This window comes from Pseudarthrobacter sp. B4EP4b (assembly GCF_006680095.1).
Taxonomy (GTDB): Bacteria; Actinomycetota; Actinomycetes; order Actinomycetales; family Micrococcaceae; genus Arthrobacter.
The window spans coordinates 14598-34349 of sequence record NZ_VHIJ01000064.1; the positions used below are offsets into that span (position 1 = coordinate 14598).

General features: G+C 66.8%; 17 protein-coding genes. 9 read left to right on the top strand and 8 right to left on the bottom strand.

Going from position 1 to position 19752, the window contains the following annotated elements; all coding sequences use genetic code 11:
* Positions 1-284 precede the first annotated feature (284 nt).
* From FNL14_RS20345 to FNL14_RS20355, 3 genes are read right to left on the bottom strand one after another with little or no spacing between them, the layout of a single operon-like run.
* Positions 285-1385 (bottom strand): polyprenyl synthetase family protein, encoded by a 1101-nt coding sequence (locus FNL14_RS20345; protein WP_142063890.1) that lies wholly within the window; start codon positions 1383-1385, stop codon positions 285-287.
* Positions 1382-2722, bottom strand: coding sequence for a geranylgeranyl reductase family protein (locus tag FNL14_RS20350; protein WP_142063893.1), 1341 nt, complete (start codon positions 2720-2722; stop codon positions 1382-1384). Before FNL14_RS20350 ends, FNL14_RS20345 begins: the two co-directional genes overlap by 4 nt.
* 3 nt (positions 2723-2725) lie before the next feature.
* Positions 2726-3502 carry a demethylmenaquinone methyltransferase gene (locus FNL14_RS20355; RefSeq protein ID WP_255470947.1) on the bottom strand — a complete coding sequence of 259 codons (777 nt, stop codon included), beginning with the start codon at positions 3500-3502 and terminating at the stop codon, positions 2726-2728.
* A gap of 162 nt (positions 3503-3664) precedes the next feature.
* Here FNL14_RS20355 and FNL14_RS20360 point away from each other — a divergent pair, with 162 nt between their 5' ends.
* From FNL14_RS20360 to FNL14_RS20380, 5 genes are all read left to right on the top strand, one after another.
* Positions 3665-5053 (top strand): isochorismate synthase MenF, encoded by a 1389-nt coding sequence (locus FNL14_RS20360; protein ID WP_142063896.1) that lies wholly within the window; start codon positions 3665-3667, stop codon positions 5051-5053.
* A gap of 169 nt (positions 5054-5222) precedes the next feature.
* Complete coding sequence (locus FNL14_RS20365; RefSeq protein WP_142063899.1) at positions 5223-6026, top strand: ABC transporter substrate-binding protein; 804 nt, start codon at positions 5223-5225, stop codon at positions 6024-6026.
* Between the two features lie 121 nt (positions 6027-6147).
* A complete protein-coding gene (locus FNL14_RS20370) occupies positions 6148-6939 on the top strand; it encodes an amino acid ABC transporter permease (RefSeq protein ID WP_091416272.1) in 792 nt (263 codons plus the stop codon).
* Positions 6940-6950: 11 nt separating this feature from the next.
* Positions 6951-7754 (top strand): amino acid ABC transporter ATP-binding protein, encoded by an 804-nt coding sequence (locus tag FNL14_RS20375; RefSeq protein WP_142063902.1) that lies wholly within the window; start codon positions 6951-6953, stop codon positions 7752-7754.
* A 205-nt stretch (positions 7755-7959) separates the two neighbouring features.
* Positions 7960-8787 carry a VOC family protein gene (locus tag FNL14_RS20380; protein ID WP_142063905.1) on the top strand — a complete coding sequence of 276 codons (828 nt, stop codon included), beginning with the start codon at positions 7960-7962 and terminating at the stop codon, positions 8785-8787.
* A gap of 36 nt (positions 8788-8823) precedes the next feature.
* Here the strand turns inward: FNL14_RS20380 and menD are convergent, their stop codons facing one another.
* The 4 genes from menD to FNL14_RS20400 form a co-directional block, all read right to left on the bottom strand.
* Positions 8824-10605, bottom strand: a complete 1782-nt coding sequence (gene menD / locus FNL14_RS20385) for a 2-succinyl-5-enolpyruvyl-6-hydroxy-3-cyclohexene-1-carboxylic-acid synthase (protein WP_142063908.1) — start codon at positions 10603-10605, stop codon at positions 8824-8826.
* A 214-nt stretch (positions 10606-10819) separates the two neighbouring features.
* Positions 10820-12889 carry a PhoX family phosphatase gene (locus FNL14_RS20390; RefSeq protein ID WP_142063911.1) on the bottom strand — a complete coding sequence of 690 codons (2070 nt, stop codon included), beginning with the start codon at positions 12887-12889 and terminating at the stop codon, positions 10820-10822.
* Positions 12890-13075: 186 nt separating this feature from the next.
* Positions 13076-14065, bottom strand: coding sequence for an o-succinylbenzoate synthase (locus tag FNL14_RS20395; protein WP_142063914.1), 990 nt, complete (start codon positions 14063-14065; stop codon positions 13076-13078).
* A 29-nt stretch (positions 14066-14094) separates the two neighbouring features.
* Complete coding sequence (locus FNL14_RS20400) at positions 14095-15111, bottom strand: magnesium and cobalt transport protein CorA (RefSeq protein ID WP_142063917.1); 1017 nt, start codon at positions 15109-15111, stop codon at positions 14095-14097.
* Positions 15112-15310: 199 nt separating this feature from the next.
* Here FNL14_RS20400 and FNL14_RS20405 point away from each other — a divergent pair, with 199 nt between their 5' ends.
* The 4 genes from FNL14_RS20405 (at position 15311) to FNL14_RS20420 (ending at position 18367) form a co-directional block, all read left to right on the top strand.
* On the top strand, positions 15311-15652 hold the full coding sequence (locus FNL14_RS20405; RefSeq protein ID WP_142063920.1) for a helix-turn-helix transcriptional regulator: 342 nt from the start codon (positions 15311-15313) through the stop codon (positions 15650-15652).
* Between the two features lie 10 nt (positions 15653-15662).
* Positions 15663-16163: an SRPBCC family protein gene (locus FNL14_RS20410; protein ID WP_142063923.1), complete on the top strand. Its 501-nt coding sequence runs from the start codon at positions 15663-15665 to the stop codon at positions 16161-16163.
* A gap of 26 nt (positions 16164-16189) precedes the next feature.
* Positions 16190-17365 carry an MFS transporter gene (locus FNL14_RS20415; RefSeq protein ID WP_142063926.1) on the top strand — a complete coding sequence of 392 codons (1176 nt, stop codon included), beginning with the start codon at positions 16190-16192 and terminating at the stop codon, positions 17363-17365.
* Positions 17366-17461: 96 nt separating this feature from the next.
* Complete coding sequence (locus FNL14_RS20420; RefSeq protein WP_142063929.1) at positions 17462-18367, top strand: phosphatase PAP2 family protein; 906 nt, start codon at positions 17462-17464, stop codon at positions 18365-18367.
* 15 nt (positions 18368-18382) lie between these two features.
* On the opposite strand, the gene FNL14_RS20425 is transcribed toward FNL14_RS20420, so the two are convergent.
* Entirely contained in the window at positions 18383-19750 is a 1368-nt protein-coding gene (locus tag FNL14_RS20425; RefSeq protein ID WP_255470942.1) for a M20/M25/M40 family metallo-hydrolase, read from the bottom strand.
* Positions 19751-19752: the final 2 nt, after the last annotated feature.

Sequence of the window (19752 nt, forward strand, 5' to 3'; positions counted from 1 at the left end):
CCAACACGGCGGGAAAGCCGGGGCTGAAAATTCTTTGACACAGGCAGTAACAAGGGGCTTGCGTCTTATGACAAATCTGTCATAGACTATTCATGGATCCGCTAAACGCCTCCGGCGGGTCTGATGCGAACGGAGAGATAGCCTCGGTTCACGGCAACATATGACTCGTATTGTTGCTGTGGACCGGGGCTATCCCGTTTAAGCGGGCGCAGCAAAAACAGATTCACGGCAGCAAAGAAGAAGCCCGGCGCCGTCCACGGAGCCGGGCTTCCACAGAAGCAGAACTAGCTGGCGCGGTCCACCACAGCCACAGCGAAGTTGGACAGGGATTCCTTGACCACGCCGTCGGGCAGCGGAGCCAGGGCCGCAATGGCCTCATTGGCCCACTGCCGCGCCACAATCCAGGACTCGGCCGTAACCGGGTGCTCGCGCAGACCCGCCACCGCCTCGGCGAGGGCTTCGTCGGAGGTGAGGTCGCCGTCAATCAGTTTCAGGAGTTCGACGGCGGATTGGTCGCCATCCGCGGCCGCCTTCCGGAGGAGCAGCACCGGAAGGGTGGGGACGCCTTCGCGAAGGTCAGTTCCCGGGGACTTGCCGGACTTGACCTTAATACCGGTCACGTCGATCACGTCGTCGGCAAGCTGGAAGGCCACGCCCACCTTCTCGCCGTACTCCACCAGCACGGATTCGTAGGCGGGATCTGCCTCGGCGAAGATGGCACCGAGCTGCCCGGAAGCAGCAACCAGGGAACCGGTCTTGTCTGCGATGACCGAGAGGTAGTGCTCCACCGGGTCCTCGTCCGGACGCGGCCCCACGGTCTCGTGAAGCTGGCCCAGGCAGAGCCGCTCGAAGGTGCGGGCCTGGATGCCCAGGGCACGGGAGCCGAGCTCGGACACCAGGATCGAAGCACGCGCGAAGATGAGGTCGCCGGTGAGGACAGCCACGGAGTTGCCCCAGACCTCGTGGGCCGTCGGAGCGCCGCGGCGGAACGGAGCCGAGTCCATCACGTCGTCGTGGTAGAGCGTGGCGAGGTGGGTCAGTTCAACCACGACGGCGGCCTGCACCACGGCGGGAAGCGAGGCGTCACCGAGGTGTGCACAAAGCAGCGTCAGCAGCGGCCGGATGCGCTTGCCGCCGGCCTCCACCAGGTGGCGCGACGTTGCGTCAGCCAGCGGATCGGAGTTGGCAATGGCCTCGCGGAGCTTCTTCTCCACCCGGGCCAGGTTGTTGGTGATGGCCGGCCCAAGCTCGGCATCCCCGGCGATGGCAGCGAACCCCGCGGGCAACTGCAGGCCGGTGGCGATGGCGGTGGTGTTCAGGCTGGGTTCGGAGTCCGGCAGGCCGTGTCCGGCGTGCGTCCAGCTGTGGTCTGCGGGGTTGGTCACGGGTTAACCCTAACTTTTTGTTGCGGATACCGCTGGTTCGAAGCCGACGGGGTGGCGGATGTATTCGATGTGGCCGGAACCAGCGACTCCAGGACCCGGATCACCCGGTCCTCGAAGCCCTTTGCGGACGGGTCCGTGAGGTTGGCCAGGAGCCGGACCACGAACCGCATCAGCACCGGGATGGGCATGCCGGTCCGCAGCGCCAGCTTCATGACCGCCGGCTTGCCGATCAGCGCGGCGAACGCCCGGCCCAGCGTGAAGTGCGACCCCCATTGCCCGCGCACGTAGTCCGCGTACCGCGAGAGGTGTGCGTCGGCGTCGTACGTTCCGGCCGAGGAGGAACTGCGCGAGGAGGCGTCGATGATGAACTCCGCGGCGAAGCGGGCGGATTCCATGGCGTAGGAGATGCCCTCGCCGTTGAACGGGGAGACCATGCCGCCGGCGTCGCCCAGGAGCAGCAGGCCGGGTGAGTAGTGCGGGGTGCGGTTGAAGCCCATGGGCAGTGCGGCGCCGCGGATGTCGCCCACCTGGTTCTCCGGGGTGAAGCCCCATTCGGCGGGCATCCCTGCGGTCCATTCGCGCAGGACCTGCTTGTAGTCGAGCTTGCCGAATTCCTTGGACGAGTTCAGGATGCCCAGGCCCACGTTGGAAGTTCCGTCTCCCACGCCGAACACCCAGCCGTAGCCCGGCAGCAGCTTGCCGTCGCGGCCGGGGAGCTCCAGCCAGCCTTCCATCCAGTCGTCGTCAGTGCGGGGGCTGGTGAAGTAGGTGCGGACGGCCACGCCGAGGGGGCGGTCGTCGCGTTTCTGGATGCCAAGGGACACGGCCGTGCGGGTGGAGTTGCCGTCAGCGGCGAGGACGACGTCGGCACTGAACTCGTGCGTCTCCCCCGTCTTGCGTCCGGACTCGTCCAGGATGGCGGCGCGGACGCCGGTGACCCGGCCGTCGTCGTTGCGGATGGCGTCGGTGACACTGTGCCGCTCCAGGATGGTGGCGCCGGCAGCCTGGGCGTGCCGCGCCAGTTCCTCGTCAAAGCCCAGGCGTGTGCGGATCAGTCCGTACTGCGGGAAGTCGGACACCTCGGGCCATGGGAGTTCGATGGTGCGGCCGCCCGCGATCAGGCGCAGTCCCTTATTGCGGCGCCAGCCCTCGTTTTCCGGGTGGGCGAGGCCGAGCTTCTGGATTTCGCGGACGGCCCGGGGGGTCAGGCCGTCGCCGCAAACCTTCTCGCGTGGAAAGCTCGTCTTTTCCAGAACCGTGACCTCGAGGCCGGCCTTGGCAAGGTAGTACGCGGCAGTGGATCCGGCCGGACCCGCGCCGACAATCAGTACCTTCACAGGTCAGCGCGTGATGTTGCGGCGCAGCTTGGCCACCGGGCCCTTGTGCGCGGCGATAGCGGCGGCGCCGCCGTCCGGCGACGAATCAGCAGGCTTGAAGGCGCGGTGGACCGCCACGATGCCGCCCGTGAGGTTGCGGTAGGTGACGTTGTCCCAGCCGGCGTCCTGCAGCCAGGCCGCGAGGTGGTCCTGGTCCGGCCAGGCGCGGATGGATTCGGCGAGATACACGTAGGCGTCCGGGTTGGAGGCGACCTTTACGGCGATGGCCGGCAGGGCGCGCATCAGGTATTCGGTGTACATGGTGCGCCAGAGCGGCACCACGGGCTGCGAGAACTCGGCGATGACCAGCCGGCCGCCGGGCTTGGTCACGCGCAGCATCTCCTGCAGGGCCTTCTTTGGCTCGTTAACGTTGCGCAGTCCGAAGGAGATGGTGGAGGCGTCGAACGTGTTGTCCGCGAACGGCAGGTTGGTGGCGTCACCGGCGATGAAGTCGATGTCCGGGCGGCGGCGCTTGCCTACCTTGAGCATTCCGAGGGAAAAGTCGCACGCCACTACATCTATGCCTGCGTCGGCATATGGCTCGCTGGAGGTGCCGGTGCCGGCCGCCAGGTCCAGGACCCGCTGCCCCTTGGACACTTCCATGGCTTCCACCACAACCTTGCGCCAGCGGCGGGTCTGCCCCATGGACAGAACATCGTTGACGACGTCGTACTTCGGTGCGACGTCGTCAAACATCGTGGCTACTTCGTCCGGACGCTTATCCAAGGATGCTCGGTTCACCATGACATTGTCTCAAATGTTCAGGCGGGTCCGGACCAAGCCTGATTCCGCCGCACCGGGGCCTGGCCTGCGGCGCTACTGGGGAAGGTTCAGCGGCGCCTGCTGCCCGGCTGCTTCCTTGTAACCGGCCCCGGCAGCAAAAAGGAGTACCGTGGTGCAATCATGACGAGCACGTTCCGCACCTTGACAGTCCCCCTCGATGGCCAACAATTCGCCGGGGGGCTGCCGTCGTTTTTGGTCCGGGACGATGTCCTGTGCTGGACCCGGCGGGAGGCAGGGCTGGTGGGGTTCGGCGAGATCGCGCGCTTCACCGCCACGGGCCCTGAGCGCTTCCTTGAGGCGGATATCTGGTGGCGCCACCTGGTCCTCGAAGCCGAGATCGCCGACTCAGTAGAGCTCCCGGGCACAGGTCCGGTCGCCTTCGGTTCCTTCGCTTTTTCCAAGACCTCGGCCCACGAGTCCCGGCTGATTGTGCCCGAGATTGTGGTGGGCGTCCGCGACGGCCAGGCGTGGCTCACCCAGTTAACGTTCGACGACGGCCCGCTCACCCCAGAGGGCGCCCTCACCGCCCTGGACCGCTGGCTCGGCAGCAGCTCCACTGCCGAAACCACGACGGCGGCAGCGGACTCAGGCGGGGACGGCACCCCCGGCAAGGTGCCCGGCAAGGCGGGCGGCGCCGTCGTACGTCCCCTGCCGCTGGCCGCCGGGGCAACGCTGCACACGGGCTCGCTGAGCGAGGAGGACTGGAAGGCCGCCGTCGCCGCTGGCGTGGCCGAGATCCGGACCGGGGCGCTGGAGAAGCTGGTGCTCGCGCGCGACATCGTGGCCACGGTGCCTACCGGTGTGAACGCTGCGAAGGTGCTGCGGGAGCTTGCCGGGCGGTACCGCGAGTGCTGGACGTACGGCGTGGACGGACTGGTGGGCGCGACACCGGAGATGCTGATCCAGGTGGAAGGGCGGACCGCCCAGGCGCGCGTGCTCGCCGGAACCCTGGACCGCCGCGATGCCCATGGCGAGGACGGACTTCCCCTGGACTACGCCACGCGGGTGCTGGCAGGTTCAGAGAAGCAGCGGCACGAACACGAGATCGCCATCCAGTCGCTGACCACCCAGCTGGCGCCGTTCTCCGAAGCCATGAACGCCCACGACGAGCCGTTCATCCTGGAGCTGCCCAATGTGTGGCACCTGGCCTCGGACGTAAAAGCCGAACTGGCTGAGGTGGAAGGCCACGTGCCCACATGCCTGGCTCTGATCAACGCGCTGCATCCCACTGCGGCCGTCTGCGGGACTCCGACACAGGTGGCCGGCGCCCTGATCCGTAAGCTGGAGCACCTGGACCGCGGGCCGTACGCCGGCCCGGTCGGCTGGCTGGACGCGGCAGGAAACGGTGAATGGGGCATCGCGTTGCGCGGCGCGGTCATCGAGGGTCCGGACACTGTCCGGCTTTATGCCGGCTGCGGAATAGTTGACGGGTCCCAGCCCGAGGCCGAACTCGCCGAGACCTGGGCGAAGTTCCGGCCGATGCTGGAATCCCTGGGAATCCAGAACTAGGCCAGCGAGTCCGGTATCTGAGACATCACTGCTTCGCCTAGGCTTGAAAACAGGGGTAATTTAGTTATCCAATAGTGAAACTAAGTTTCCTGTGATGCACATCTCTTATTCGGCGCTACACTATGAACCGATTTAGTACCGCATACTCCTGCAACAAAAGGTAAGAAACATGCAGCTCAAGTCCCTGGCCACGGCCAAAATGACCGCCAAGGCAGCAGCACTCTTCGCCGTCGGCGCCCTCACCCTCACGGCCTGCGGCGGCGGAAGCTCAACCCCGGCAGCGTCCGAAGGCGGAGTCCAGCTCATCAACGCCGGCAAGCTCACGGTCTGCTCGGATGTCCCCTACGAGCCGTTCGAATTCCAGAAGGACGGCGAGACGGTGGGCTTCGACGTCGATATCGCCAAGGAAGTTGCCAAGGACCTCAAGGCCGAACTGAGCATCGTGGACAGCTCGTTCGAGGCCATCGAGACCGGCACCGCGCTGACCCAGTGCGACCTGTCCATCTCGTCGATCTCCATCACGGACACCCGCAAGGCCGTCATGGACTTCTCCACCCCGTACCTGGATGACGACCTCACCCTCCTGGCAACCACGGCCTCCGGCATCGAGGACATTGACAGCGCCAAGGGCAAGAAGGTTGGCGTCCAGCAGGCCACCACCGGCGCAAAGTACGCGGCGGACAAGGGGATCGATGCCCAGCAGTTCGAGGACACCGGCCTCCTGGTCCAGGCCATCCAGGCCGGCACCATCGACGCCGCCCTGGGCAACCAGTCCGTTCTCGCTTACGCCATCAAGGACAACTCCGCCTGGAAGCGCGTGGAGAACTACGCGAGCGGCGAGAAGCTCGGAATCGCCTACAAGAAGGGCAACACCGCCATGGGGGACAAGGTCAACGCCACCCTCAAGCGCCTCACGGACGACGGCAGCCTGAAGAAATTCGAAACCACCTGGTTCGGCGAGACCGCCAAATAGCGAGCGCTTCGGCATTCCACCGAGGCCTTCGCCGCCCTGAGAATAACGCAGCCGGGGCCCCGGACACGCTGTACAACAGTACGTCCGGGGCCTCAGCCACGCACTACGAATGTGAGCACCCATGGCAATGACCGCACGTCAACGCGCCAGAGTAAGCCTGTACGTCCAGGCAGGAATCTTTATTGTGGCCGTCGCCGCCCTGATCCTGGCCACGGACTGGAAGACCATCGGCAACAGCGTCTTCAACTTCGGCAAAATCGGCCCGATGTTCCCGGGCATCTTCACCACCGGCCTGGTGAACACCCTGATTTACACGGTGCTCGGCTTTATCGTTGGCCTGTCCGGCGGCCTCCTGCTGGCACTGATGAAGCTTTCCAGCTTTCCGCTGTACCGCTGGATCGCCACCGGCTACATCGAGTTCTTCCGCGGTGTCCCGGCACTGCTGGTATTCATCGCCTTCGGTTACGGCGTTCCCCTGGCGTTTGGCGTTCAGTGGAACGTCACCATCATCGTCATGGTTTCGCTGGGCATCGTGGCCTCCGCCTACATCGCCGAAACGCTCCGCGCCGGCCTGCAGGCTGTGCCGAAGGGCCAGCTCGAAGCAGCCCGCTCCCTGGGCATGCCGCAGTGGCGGGCCATGGTGACCATTGTGATTCCGCAGGCCTTCAAGATCGTCCTGCCGCCGCTGACCAACGAGGTCATCCTGCTCACCAAGGACTCCTCGCTGATCTACGTGCTGGGCCTGACCGCATCGCAGTATGAGCTGACCAAATTCGGACGCGACGGCATCTCCAGCCTCGGCGCCGGCCTCACGCCGCTCCTGGTCGCCGGCGCCTTCTACCTGATCATCACCATCCCGCTGAGCCTCCTGGCCCGGAAGTTCGAAAGCCGCTCCGCGCGGACCAAGCGATAGGCAGGGAAGCCATGAACGACGTCGTAAATTCCTCCGCCGGCCACCCCGGCACCGTCAATGCGGCAGGTGTGTCCATCAAGGACCTGCGCAAGTCCTACGGCACCAACGAAGTGCTCAAGGGCATCAGCCTGGACGTGAAGCCGGGCGAAGTGGTGTGCCTGATCGGCCCCTCCGGGTCGGGCAAATCAACCCTCCTGCGCTGCGTGAACCTGCTGGAGCAGCCCAACAAGGGTGCCATCCACGTGGGCGGCTTTGAAGCCACCGACGCCGATGTGGACATCGACAAGATGCGCCGCAAGGTGGGCATGGTGTTCCAGCAGTTCAACCTTTTCCCGCACCTGGATGCCAAGCGCAACTGTTCCATCGCCCAGCTCAAGGTCCTCAAGCGTTCGCAGGCCGAGGCGGACAAGGTATCCATGCACAACCTTGAACGCGTGGGGCTGGGACACCTGGCGGACCGCTTCCCCGACCAACTTTCCGGCGGCCAGCAGCAGCGGGTGGCCATTGCGCGCGCGCTGAGCATGGACCCGGAGCTGATGCTCTTTGACGAGCCCACGTCCGCCCTGGACCCCGAAACCGTGGGCGATGTCCTCTCCGTGATGCGCAACCTCGCCAAGGAGGGCATGACCATGCTGGTGGTGACCCACGAGATGGGCTTTGCCCGCGAAGTGGCAGACCGTGTGGTGTTTATGGACGGCGGCGTTGTGGTGGAGGAAGGCGTGGCTGAGCAGGTCATCTCCGCGCCCACCCAGGCTCGCACCAAGGAGTTCCTGCGCCGGGTCCTGGATCCGACGCACATCGAGATCGAGGAATAGGCGCACCCGCTTTAGCCATGACGATGCCCTGCCGCTACCGGAATTCTCCGGCAGCGGCGGGGCATTTGCATGTCCCGGGAACTTCGATACGTGCCCGGACGCCTTTACTTCGCGCCCGCGAGGAGTCGAGAATGGGTGGCACTGCAACTCTGACCCTTCAAGGGCCCTGCCGGCGCCGCAGGCCCATCACGTGCAGGAGCGATACATGACCGGACGGACCTACCCGCACGGCGTCCCGTGTTGGATCGACACGGAGCAGCCCGACGTTGATGCCGCCGCAGGGTTCTACGCCGGACTCTTTGGCTGGACATTCGAGGACGTTATGCCGGCGGACGCGCCGGGCCGGTACCTGATCGCAAAGCTCGGGGGCCAGGACGTCGCAGGCATAGGCAGCGGCGGGGACGGAACCACTGCGTGGAACACCTATATATCAGTCGACGACGCCGACGCTGCCGTTCCGCGCCTCGTCGCAGCGGGTGCCAGCCTCCTCTCAGGTCCGGCGGACGCCGGAGAAGGTGGCCGCAGTGCGGCCCTGGTCGACGCAGAAGGCGCCGCGTTCCGCCTCTGGGAAGCCAACCGCCGGTTAGGGGCACAAGTGGCAAACCAGCCGGGCGCGTGGAATTTCAGCGATCTCCATACTCCAGATCCGGATGCAGCCAGAGCCTTCTATGGACAGGCATTCGGCTGGCAAGTGGACGATATCGGCTATGGACTGATGGTGCGCAGCCCCGGGTACGGCGACCATCTTGCGGCAACAATCGACCCGGGGATCCGGACGCGGCAGGCGGGGATTTCTGCTCCACCCGGCTTCGAGGACGCGATCGCATGGATCGTGGCCAGCGCCCCGGACAAACCACCGCACTGGCACGTCACGTTCACCGTCGCGGACCGGGACCAGACCGTGGCGGATGCCGAGCGGCTCGGCGCCCAGGTCCTGGGGCAGGCCGACACCGGCTGGACGCGGGAAGCATTGATCCGGGACCCGCAAGGCGGGGAATTCAGCGCCAGCCAGTTCACGCCCCCAAGCACCTAGCAGTCTCCCTGTTGCGGCCTTTCGCGCGTGGCCGAACTAGCGCGCCAGGACTCCCCCGACGGCGGCCGCAACCGCTTCCTTGATCCGGGCATGCAGGGCACGGAGGCCGCTGCGGTCAGTACGGACTTCGATAAGGCTGCGGCCCTCCACAGGCCGGCCCAGCGCTTCGGCGAGTGCCGCCGTCGTGCTTACCGCGCTATGGCCGACGCCGTACGCCGCAGCAAGTGCCGCAAGGTCCACGGAGTGCGGGGTGGCGAAGAGGCGCTCGACGGCGTCGCCGTACGTTCCAGCCTCACGCACCGCGCCGTGTTCCAGCAGGTCGAAGATGGCGCCGCCGGAGTCGTTCAGGACCACGATCCGAAGCTGCGGCTGCTCCTCCCCTGGTCCCACCAGCAAGCCCCCGGCATCGTGCAGGAACGTGACATCGCCCAGGAGGACAGTGGTTTCCTGCCGGCTGCCCAGTGCGATGCCGGTGGCGGTGGAGATGGTGCCGTCGATCCCCGCCAGGCCCCGATTGGCATAGACGGTAGCGGCCGGTTCAGGGGCGGGCAGGCCGGCCAGGTCCGCGTCCCGGATGCCGTTGGAGGAGCCGAGCATCAGCTGGCCCCGGGCATGCTTCCAAACGAGGGACGCCACGGACGGGCCGGTGGCGGGCGCGTTCTCGGCCAGGACGAGATCCAGCGCGTGCTGGGCGGCGGAACCGGCGAGCAGCCAGGTGTCCAGCCAGTCGGCCGGGCCGCGGCCGGCGAATTCCGCGAGGTCGGCGAGGCTTTCGAGGGGCACTTCGGTGCGCCGGCCGGGTTCGTACCAGGCCACGGGAACCGGCTGGTACAAAGCCGACGGCACGTCGGCGCGGGCAAGGAGCGCAGCGACCGGCCGGGACAGCGTGGGCCGGCCAAACAGCACCACCCGTTCGATGGGCTGTGCCGCGCCAGGGCCGAAGTGCTCCAGCAGCAGCCGGTATGGGCCCACGGCATTCGGCCCGAACCGGGCATTCGAGGACGGTTCCGCCAGCAGCGGCAGTCCGTGGGCGCGGGCAAAGGCCTCGGCCACCGGACCGGCGTCGTGTCCGGCCAGAACCACCGTCCGGTGCTCGGGCATGTCCGTGGCGGCGGGCGGAAGATTCATGATGAGCGGCTCGGTGCCGATGCGGTAGCGCGGCCGTTCGGTAGCCGCGGGCAGTTGGTCGGCGGGCTCCGGCACCAGGGGGTCGCGGAAGGCAAGGTTGAGCTGGACCGGCCCGGGGGCGAGATCCGGGAACGCCCCGGTTGCGGCGGAGAGGCCCGTCCGGACGGCCCGCTCCGGATCGGAGCCGGCCGGGATGTCGACGGCGAAACGTACCTGTTCACCGAAAATATCGGGCTGGATGGTGGTCTGGTTGGCACCGGTGCCGCGAAGTTCGTCCGGCCGGTCCGCGGAGAGGACGATCAGCGGAACCGCCGCGTGGTTGGCTTCCATCACGGCGGGCAGCAGGTTTCCGACGGCGGTGCCGGATGTCGTGAGGACGGCCGCGGGCGAGCCGGTGGACAGGGCAAGGCCCAAGGCTGTGAATCCGGCGGAACGTTCGTCGATGCGGACCAGCAGTTCCACCCGGCCCTGCGCGGAAGCCTCGGCAAGCGCGTAGGCCATGGGGGCGGACCGGGAACCGGGCGAAACCACCACGTGCTGCACGCCGCCGTCGAGCAGTACCCCGACGGCGATCCGCGCGGCCGCCAGGGCTGTCAAGGAATCAGCAGCACGGGATGAATCAGGCGAGGCGTCGGGGACAGGTTCGTTCAGCGAAGTCACCAAACCAGTCTGCCACCCCCGACGCCCCATCACCTTTCGCACTAATACGCCCCACGCCCCATCACCTCCTGCACGAACGCCCCGACGCTCTATCACTTGATGCGCCATAAATTGGAACGCTCTATCACTCTCCTGAAGAGAGTGATAGAGCGTTCCGGTTATTCCTGCGGTAGGTGAGAGAGCGTCCTGGATTTTCCCGCGTTAAGTGAGAGAGCGTTCGATGTCGCAATAGGCGCGGAGGAACCTAGCCGGGGAACACCTGGACCACGGCGGGACGGGGCGCGCGCACCTGGCCGGCTGCCGGCGTCGTACCTGCCGGGACGTAGTCCGGGAAATAGGAGTTGGGCGCTTCGAAGGTGCCGTCCTCGCCCGGGTGCTGCACGGAGACGAACACCATGCGCTCGTCGTCGTGGATGACCGGGCCGCAGGTTTCGGCGTCGCGGGGAACGGAGAGGAACTGCTCCACCTTTCCGCGCTCGGCGCCGTCCAGGGTGACTTTGAAGAGGCCGTCGTTGTAGCCGATGCCGGAGGGGGCGCCGTCGGTGGAGATCCAGAGGTTGCCCACGGAGTCGAAGGCCACGTTGTCCGGGCAGGAGATGGGCGAAACCTTGTCCACAGGGTAGCCGGAGAAGTAGGTGACGTCGCCCTGCGCAGGATCGCCACAGACCATCAAGAGGGTCCAGTTGAACGTCGTGGACGTCTGGTCGCCGGTTTCGGTGATTTCCACGATGTGCCCGTCGCGGTTCTGCGTGCGCGGGTTGACCTCCGTGGCGCCTTCCTTGGTGCCGGTGCCGCGGTCCGAGTTGTTGGTGCAGACCACGTAGACCTTGCCGGTGTGCAGGCTGGGCTGGACGTCCTCGCAGCGGTCCATCTTGGTGGGCCCAACCTTGTCCGCGGCCAGGCGGGTGTACACCAGGACCTCCTCGACGGACATGCCCGGGACGGCGGACTTTCCGGCCACCACCAGGGGCAGCCATTCGCCCGTGCCGTCGAACGCGCCGTCGGAAGGAAGCGCCCCGGTGCCGGTGATTTCGGCAGAGGGTGAGTTGCCGGTGAACTTGGCAACGTAGAGGTCGCCCTCGGACAGCAGGTTCATGTTGTGCCGGCGGTCGCCTTCACGGTACTTCTCTGCGGAGACGAACTTGTAGAGGTAGTCGAACTTCTCGTCATCGCCCATGTAAGCCACCACGTGACCGGATTCGGCCACGATCACGTTGGCGCCCTCGTGCTTGAAGCGGCCCATGGCGGAGCGCTTCTTGGGGGTGGAGGTGGGGTCGAACGGGTCAACCTCGACGATCCAGCCGAACCGGTTGGTTTCGTTCTCGTAGCCGGCGTTGCGGGTATCGAAGCGGGGGTCGTCCAGCTCCCACTTGCGGTTGGTGGGCTTGGCGGTGAGGCCGTAGCGCTTGTCGCTGGCTGAGGTGCCGGCGGCGACGAAGTAGCCGTTGAAGTTCTCCTCGCCGGAAAGGATGGTGCCCCAGGGGGTGGTGCCGCCGGAGCAGTTGCCGAACGTGCCCTTGATGGCGCGGCCGGAGGGGTCCGCGACGGTCTTGACGAGTGCGGAACCGGCAACGGGGCCGGTCAGTTCATAGGTGGTGTCGGAGAGGTAGCGGCGGTTCAGCGGTGCGCCCTTGACGTAGCTCCACGGTTTGGTGGTGTTCTTGCGCTCCAGCTCCACGACGGCCAGGCCATGGGCGGCGCGGCCGATCGCGCGGGTTTCCTTGGCGTCGTATCCGGCCGGGACCATGATGTTCTCGTTGGTGTATTCGTGGTTGGTGAACAGCACGGCGCGGCGGCCCTTGCTGTCCGGGATTTCCACGATGTCCGTGTAGTCGTTGTTGTAGCCGAACTGGCGGGCCTGTGCTGCCGCGGTCTGGTTGTTCAGGTCGAAGTCCGGCGAGTCGGCGAACAGCGGGTCGCCCCAGCGGATGATCGGCTGCCACGTGAATCCCTCGGGAACGGTAAGGGCGTCAACGGCCTTGTCCACCGGCTTGATGGCCGTGAACTGCAGCTTGGACGTGCCGAAGCCTTCCTTGGCGGCCTTGGAAAGGCCTGCGGCACTCGCGGGTTCGGCGGACGTCACGGCGCTTCCAAGTACGACGGCGAGGGCACCGGCGGCGCCGAAGCCCAGGGCGGCGCGGCGGGACATGGTGGCGGAGGCGATGTCGCGGAAGTAGCTGTTGGAGCTGGTGTTGCAGACGTCGCCTGCGCAGGCGTTGTCACACTTGAGCGCGCAGGTGACGGGGCTCCGCTTGCCCTTGGTGTGGCCAAGCATGGGCAGCAGGTTGAACTTGCGGGCAGTCGTTTCAGACATGGGTGCCTTCCAAAAAATCGATGCGGTCCGCCCACCCTGCCAGCCAGTTCCTACGCTCAGTAGTCAGTGAGGTGAAGTTCCGGTGAACCGCCGGTGACCTGCAGGAACGTGATGGAGCGTCCGCAGGAAAGGCACACCAAGTGAGAGAGCGTCCCGGGAAACCCCGCGTTAAGTGAGAGAGCGTCGCTACGGGGTGAGGAGGGCGTGGACGCGGGCCAGCCGGGTGAGCCACCAGTCGCGCCGTTCCGCGGAAGCCGCATACTGCTCAAGCAGCCCGGGGTCGGCGGCCACGTCGCGGAGGCGGATGGCGCCGTCGTCGGCCACCAACGGATCCGTGGTGACGTCCGATTCAAACAGGGACACCGTCCCCAGCCCGCACGCGTAGGGCAGCTCGGGCAGCGCTGCCGCGAGCGCAAGGCCCGCCCGGATTCCCACCGACGTGTCCAGCGCAGAACTGACGACGGCGGGCAGCCCGGCCTGTGCCACGATGTCCAGGGCGCGCCGCACTCCCCCAAGCGGCGCCACCTTGACCACGATCAGGTCCGCCGCGCCGGCCCGCGCCACTTTCAGGGGATCGGATTCCTTGCGGACGCTTTCATCCGCCGCGATCAGCACTGGAGTGCCCGCGGACCGCAGAGCGCGCCGCACCTCGGCCAGGCCGTCGATGGTGGGAACGGGCTGCTCAGCGTATTCGAGTCCGACGCCGGCCAGCCTGGTGAGTGCCTTGATGGCAGTGGGCACGTCCCAGCCGCCGTTCGCATCCACGCGGATGGCGGCGTCCGGCAAGACGGAGCGGACGGCGGCGAGGCGGGCTGAATCGTCGTCGAGCGTCTGGCCCTGCTCGGCCACCTTGACCTTGACCGCGTCCACCCGGCCAAAGCGCGCAAGTATCTCGGGCACACGCTCCGCTGGAACGGCGGGGACGGTGGCGTTGACCGGGATCATGGGCCGCAGCGGAGCAGGAAACCCTTGCCAGCCGGCCTCGATCGCGGCGGCCAGCCAGTTGGAGGCCTCCCCGTCGGCATATTCGGGAAAGGGGCAGAATTCACCCCAGCCGGCCGGGCCGTGCAGCAGCAGCGACTCGCGCTCCATGATGCCCCGGAACTTCACGCGCATCGGCAGGCTCACCACCCGTGCACCTGCCAGCAGTTCATCAAGGGCGGGGATTGTGGGCATGGACCCACTGTACAAGCGGGCGTTTGCCGCTAGATCCACTTGTTGTGGCGGAACGTCCAGTAGAGCACCAGCCCCATGGCCACCATCAACCCCAGCGCGAAGGGGTAGCCGAACACCCAGTCCAGCTCGGGCATGGAGCGGAAGTTCATGCCATAGATGGTTCCCACGAGCGTCGGGGCGAACAGGATAGCCGCCCAGGACGAGATCCGCTTGACCTGCTCACTCTGCGCAAAACTGGATTCAGTGAGCCGGCGCATCTCGTCGTTCTGCCGTTGGGCCACGAGGGCGGCGTTGACCGCCAGGGCGTTCTGCAGCAGCGCCCGGAAGGAGGCTACGCGTTCGTTAAGCCGCAGCACGTGGTCCAGCACATCACGGAAATGGTCCTGGAGTTCGGGGTGGGGCACCCGCTCCGGAGTACCGGCGGTGAGGGCCTGCAGGATGCCCGCCAGGGGGCTGGTGGCGCGCTGGAAGGTGATCACCTGGCGGGACAGTTCATAGATCCGGCGGGAAACGTCGGGGTCGGCTCCGAAGAGGTCGTCCTCGATCTCGTCGATGTCGTTCTCGAGGCCCGCCGCAACCGGCTCGTACTCGTCCACCACCTGGTCCAGGATGCCGTACAGCACAGCGTTTGGGCCCAGCGCGAGGAACTCCGGCATGGATTCCATCCGCCGGCGGACCTTGGCGAGGTCCGGGGATTCGGCGTGCCGGACGGTCACTACGTAGTCCTGGCCCACAAAAACGTGGATCTCACCGAAGTCCACCTTTTCGACGTCGTCCAGGTAGCGGGCGGGCCGCAAGACCAGGAATACGCATTCGCCGTAATGCTCCAGCTTGGCGCGCTGGTGCCCGGCGAGGGCGTCCTCCACGGCCAGGGGGCTGAGGTCGAACTCCTCGGCCACGGACTGCAGTTCCTCGGCGTCCGGCCGGTACAGCCCGATCCAGGCCATCCCCTCCCGCTGCCGCAGCACAAAGTAGGTTTCGTCCAGGCTCCCGGGGTCCTGCGTGCGCAACCCGTCAACATACACAGCGTTGTCGATGATGGTCACAGCCGTCCTCCTTTGTTGAACACGGCATCTCCTCCGGCGGGAGGAAGCGGTGCCCCTCGAAGCCCCGCGTGAGCCCATGGTTTCCTTGATCCGCACACTACTCAGCTTCACGGTTTTGGGAAGACTGAACACCGCAAGCGCTGAAACGCGCGCTCCAACAGATCTTCCACTCATACCCATATGGATATATAATGTGTCCATGGCACGGGCGGCAACAACGGCAGATGCATTCAACGCGGTGGCCGAGCCCCGCCGCCGGGAGATCCTGGACGCCCTCAGCGAAGGCGAGCGGCCCGTCAACGAGCTGGTGGACCTGCTCGGCCTGGCCCAACCGCACGTGTCACGCCACTTGCGGGTCCTGCGTGAGGTGGGGGCCGTCGTCGTACGTGATGAAGGCCGGCAGCGCGTCTACCGGCTGAACCCGCAGGCCCTCAAGCCCATTCACGACTGGGTGGCCGGCTACCGGCATCTCTGGGAGGAGCGTTTCGAGCTCCTGGAGGATGTGCTGGAGGACCTCAAAGAGTCAGACACGCAAGAGTAGGAGCAGGGCAATGCCACACACCGGAATCCTGGACGTCAGCTTCCCCAGCGATGAGGAAGTCCTGATCACCCGCACCGTCAACGCGCCCCGGCACCTCATCTACAAAGCCTGGACCACGCCGGACCTCGTGAAGAGATGGTGGCCCGGCAGGCGCGGCGAAATGACTGTGGCAGAGATGGACTTCCGGGTAGGAGGTGCCTGGCGGTACGTGATGGTGGCGCACGGTGAATTCGAGGTGGCCTTCCACGGGACGTACCGGGAGATCGTGCCCAATGAGCGGATCGTCCACACCGAAATCATGGAGACGCCAGGCACCGCTCCGGACAGCGAGGAGGGCGCCGTGCTGAACACTGTCACCTTTGAAGAGGCCGACGGCGGCGCCACCCTGGTCAGCATCCGCACCGATGCGGGCAGCAAGGAAGTGCGCGACATAATCGCCCAGTCCGGCATGGAGGATGGAGTCCGCGAGCAGTTCGAGATCATCGAGGAGCTGGCGGCCTCGCTCTCCTGACCCTTCCAGCCGATAAACTCGCGGGTGTGACCGCTTCCGGCCTTGCCACCCGCTCATCCTCCGCCCCGCTGTACGCCGCCGGATTCGTCACGGCGTTCGGCGCGCACAGCATTGCTGCGGGCCTGGGCGCGCAGAGCGGCAACATCGGCCTGACGCTGCTGAACCTGGGCATCCTCCTGGCGCTGTACGACATCTCGGAGGTGTTCCTCAAACCCGTTTTCGGCGCCCTCAGTGACCGGGTTGGCCCCAAGCCGGTGATTGTCGGCGGGCTCTTCGCCTTTGCGGCGCTGTCCCTGATCGGCCTGTGGGCGGCGGATCCGCTCATGCTGGCGCTGGCCCGGCTGGGCCAGGGCGCGGCGGCGTCCGCGTTTTCCCCGGCGTCGTCCTCCATGGTGGCCAGGCTGGCACGCGGCGGAAAAGCCGGCACGTACTTCGGCAGGTACGGGTCCTGGAAGAGCCTGGGCTACATCATCGGCCCGCTGCTCGGCGCCGGCCTCATCTTCGCCGGCGGCTTCCCCCTGCTGTTCGGGGCCCTTTCCGTGCTGGCTGTGGTGACGGCGGTCTGGGTCCTGGCTGCGGTGCCTCACCTTGAGCCGCTCCCCCGCCAGCGGTACACGGTGATGGACCTGGCCCGGCAGGTGGGCGAACGCCGCTTCCTGGCGCCCACGCTGGTGCTGGCCGCGTCCACTGCTGCCCTTGGCGCAGCCGTCGGCTTCCTTCCCGCGCTGGCCACCCGGCACGGGCTCGGCGCCCTGGCCGGCACTGCAGCCGTCAGCGTCCTTGCCGCCGGCTCGGTACTGGTCCAGCCGTGGATGGGCCGGATGCGGGACAGCCACCGCATCACGGACAACCGGGGCACGACGGCGGGCCTGCTGCTGATCGCTGCGGGTGTCGGCCTGGTGGCGCTTGCCCCGGGCGTGGTCACCATTTTCGTCGCCGCGGCAGTAATCGGCGCGGGCATCGGTGCTGTTACCCCGCTCGGGTTCGCCCACCTCGCGGACACCACACCGCCGGAGCGGATGGGACGGACTATGGGGTCCGCCGAACTCGGGCGGGAACTGGGCGACGCCGGCGGGCCGCTGCTGGTGGGCGGTATCGCTACCCTCACGGCCCTGCCTTTCGGCCTGGGCGCCCTGGCGGTTCTCGTTGCGGCGGCCAGCATCCCGCGGCTGGGCGCTGTCCCGCCCCGCCTGCCCAACTAGGTAGCGCCAAGTGTCGTTTTGGAGCTCGAAAACGACAGTTAGCGCTACCTAGTTGGGGTGCGGCCAGCTCCCAGCTTTCTGTGACACCCTTAACCGGTGACAATCCCGCGGCAGACCTCCACCAGGATACCCAGCCGGCCCGCTCCGGGTTCGGGTTTCCTGTTCGTTCTTGCCACGCTGGCGTGCATCGCCGGTTTGATCGCGACGTACCACTACTTTGTCCAGACCACCACAGGCCAGTTCATCGACGAGTCGGCGCTGGTGGAGGCTGTGCAGATCCACGGGCCGGCCGGCAAGGCGAGCACCAAGTTCCTGGACCTGCTGCCCACCATCTCACTGGTGATGGCCGCCGTCGTGGTCCTGTTTGTCACCGTGATCCGCAAGCACTGGACCGAAGCCGGCATCGCAGTGGCCGCCTGCATCGGCGCGAACATCGCCACACAGGTGCTCAAGGACCTGCTGCCGGCACGGCCGGACAAGGGCGTGGTGACGCTGGAACTGAACTCGCTGCCGTCCGGCCACACCACGCTCGCGGCGTCCGCTGCCGCTGCCGTATTCCTGATGGCGTCGCCGCGGTGGCGGCCGATGGCCGGCTTCGTGGGAGGCACGTTCGCCATCGCCTCCGGCGTGTCCACGCTGATCAACCAGTGGCACCGGCCGGCCGACGTGGTGGCCGCATTCCTGTTGGTGGGCGCGTTTATGATTCCCGCGGGCTGGCTGATCATCCGGCGGGGAATGTGGAACGCCTGGGACGGTTTCGGCGCGCACGTGGGTTCAGCCAGGATCTGGCTGTCGCTGCCGGTGGTGATCGGGCTGGCGTCGGCGGCCGTGGCGATGTATTCGCTGGCCCGGATTGCGCCGAGCCCCTGGCAGGAGACCAGCACCACCAACTACTTCTGGGCCGGGATCTCCCTGATTGTGATCGCCGGGTACCTGGCCACCGTCGCCACCACGGCCCTCTTCGCCTTCTCCGCACGACGGCGGGACTCACCTCAGCGCTGATGCCGCGCCGCAGGGTCAGTCCGGGGAATTAAGCCGGGCAATCAGAAGAGCCTCGGCGACGATGGCGTTTTCGAAATCGCCCAGGTGGATTGATTCGTTCGCCCCGTGGGCCCGGGAATCGGGGTCCTCCGCCCCGGTGATGAGAACCTCCGCCCGCGGGTACAGCTTGGTCAGGATGTCGACCGCCGGAATCGAGCCGCCCACCCCCATACAGACGGCCGGGACGCCCCACGTGTCCTCCATCGCCGCGAGCATGGTCCGGGCGGCCTGTGAGGTTGCGTCGCCGGCAAACCCCTCGGTCCGGCCGGCGGGCGTAAAGGTCACGTCGGCGCCAAAGGGAGTGTGTGACTCCACATGGCGGCGGACTGCCTCCATCGCGGCAGCCGTGTCAGTCGCCGGCGCCAGGCTGAGGCTCAATTTAGCCCGGGCCACCGGCAGCAGCGTGTCCGAGGAAAGGGCCACCGAAGGAACGTCCATCCCGATAACCGCCAGCGCCGGCTTGGTCCACAGCCTCGACGTCAAGGACCCCGAGCCGGCCAGCGGAACCCCGGGGCGCACGCCGGAATCCGCCCGGAATTCCTCCTCGGACAGCAAAGGCCCCGGTGCATCAGAGAAAAGGAGCCCCTCTACCGCGACGCTGCCGTCGTCGTGATGCAGCGTGGCAACCAGCCGGGACAGCACGGTGACCGCATCCAGCAACGGCCCGCCGTACGTGCCCGAATGCAGCGCATGGTCCAGCACCCGCACCTCGATGGTGCCCAGGATCAAACCACGCAGGCTGGTGGTCAGCGCCGGTACCCCCACCTTCCAGTTTCCGGAGTCGGCCACCACCAGGACGTCGGCGTGAAGCAGGTCCGCGTGCTGTTGAAGCAGCAGGGGAAGCGACGGCGAACCGGCTTCCTCCTCGCCGTCGATGAACACCGTCACCCCGAGCTCCAGATCATCGCCGAGCACGTGCAGCGCGTTCCGGAAAGCGGCCAGGTGCAGCATCACGCCCGCCTTGTTGTCTGCCACTCCCCTGCCCCAGAGCCGGCCGTCCCGCTCCACCGCTTCAAAGGGGGGACTCTCCCACAGGGCGATGTCACCGGCCGGCTGGACATCGTAATGCGCGTACAGCAGGAGCGTCGGCTTGCCGTTCCGGGCCGGCCTGCGACCCACCACCGCAGGTGCCCCGGGGGTACCGTCCGGCCGGGGCGCCTGCAGGATGTCGACGTCGGTGATCCCGGCCTCGTGAAGCAGCGCAGCCACGTGCTTGGCGGCTGTGTCCAGTTCGGCCGGGTCGAAGGAGTCCCACGCCATCGCCGGGATCCGGACCAGCCCGGACAACTGGCCGACGGCGGCCGCAAAGTCCGCCGCGACCGCTTGGCGGAGCGAGGGCAACAAGG

Coding starts and splice junctions, on each gene's coding strand:
- FNL14_RS20360 (WP_142063896.1), top strand. CDS start 3,665: ATGACGAGCACGTTCCGCACCTTGACAGTCCCCCTCGATGGCCAACAA.
- FNL14_RS20365 (WP_142063899.1), top strand. CDS start 5,223: ATGCAGCTCAAGTCCCTGGCCACGGCCAAAATGACCGCCAAGGCAGCA.
- FNL14_RS20370 (WP_091416272.1), top strand. CDS start 6,148: ATGGCAATGACCGCACGTCAACGCGCCAGAGTAAGCCTGTACGTCCAG.
- FNL14_RS20375 (WP_142063902.1), top strand. CDS start 6,951: ATGAACGACGTCGTAAATTCCTCCGCCGGCCACCCCGGCACCGTCAAT.
- FNL14_RS20380 (WP_142063905.1), top strand. CDS start 7,960: ATGACCGGACGGACCTACCCGCACGGCGTCCCGTGTTGGATCGACACG.
- menD (WP_142063908.1), bottom strand. CDS start 10,605: ATGGGGCGTCGGGGGTGGCAGACTGGTTTGGTGACTTCGCTGAACGAA.
- FNL14_RS20390 (WP_142063911.1), bottom strand. CDS start 12,889: ATGTCTGAAACGACTGCCCGCAAGTTCAACCTGCTGCCCATGCTTGGC.
- FNL14_RS20395 (WP_142063914.1), bottom strand. CDS start 14,065: ATGCCCACAATCCCCGCCCTTGATGAACTGCTGGCAGGTGCACGGGTG.
- FNL14_RS20405 (WP_142063920.1), top strand. CDS start 15,311: ATGGCACGGGCGGCAACAACGGCAGATGCATTCAACGCGGTGGCCGAG.
- FNL14_RS20410 (WP_142063923.1), top strand. CDS start 15,663: ATGCCACACACCGGAATCCTGGACGTCAGCTTCCCCAGCGATGAGGAA.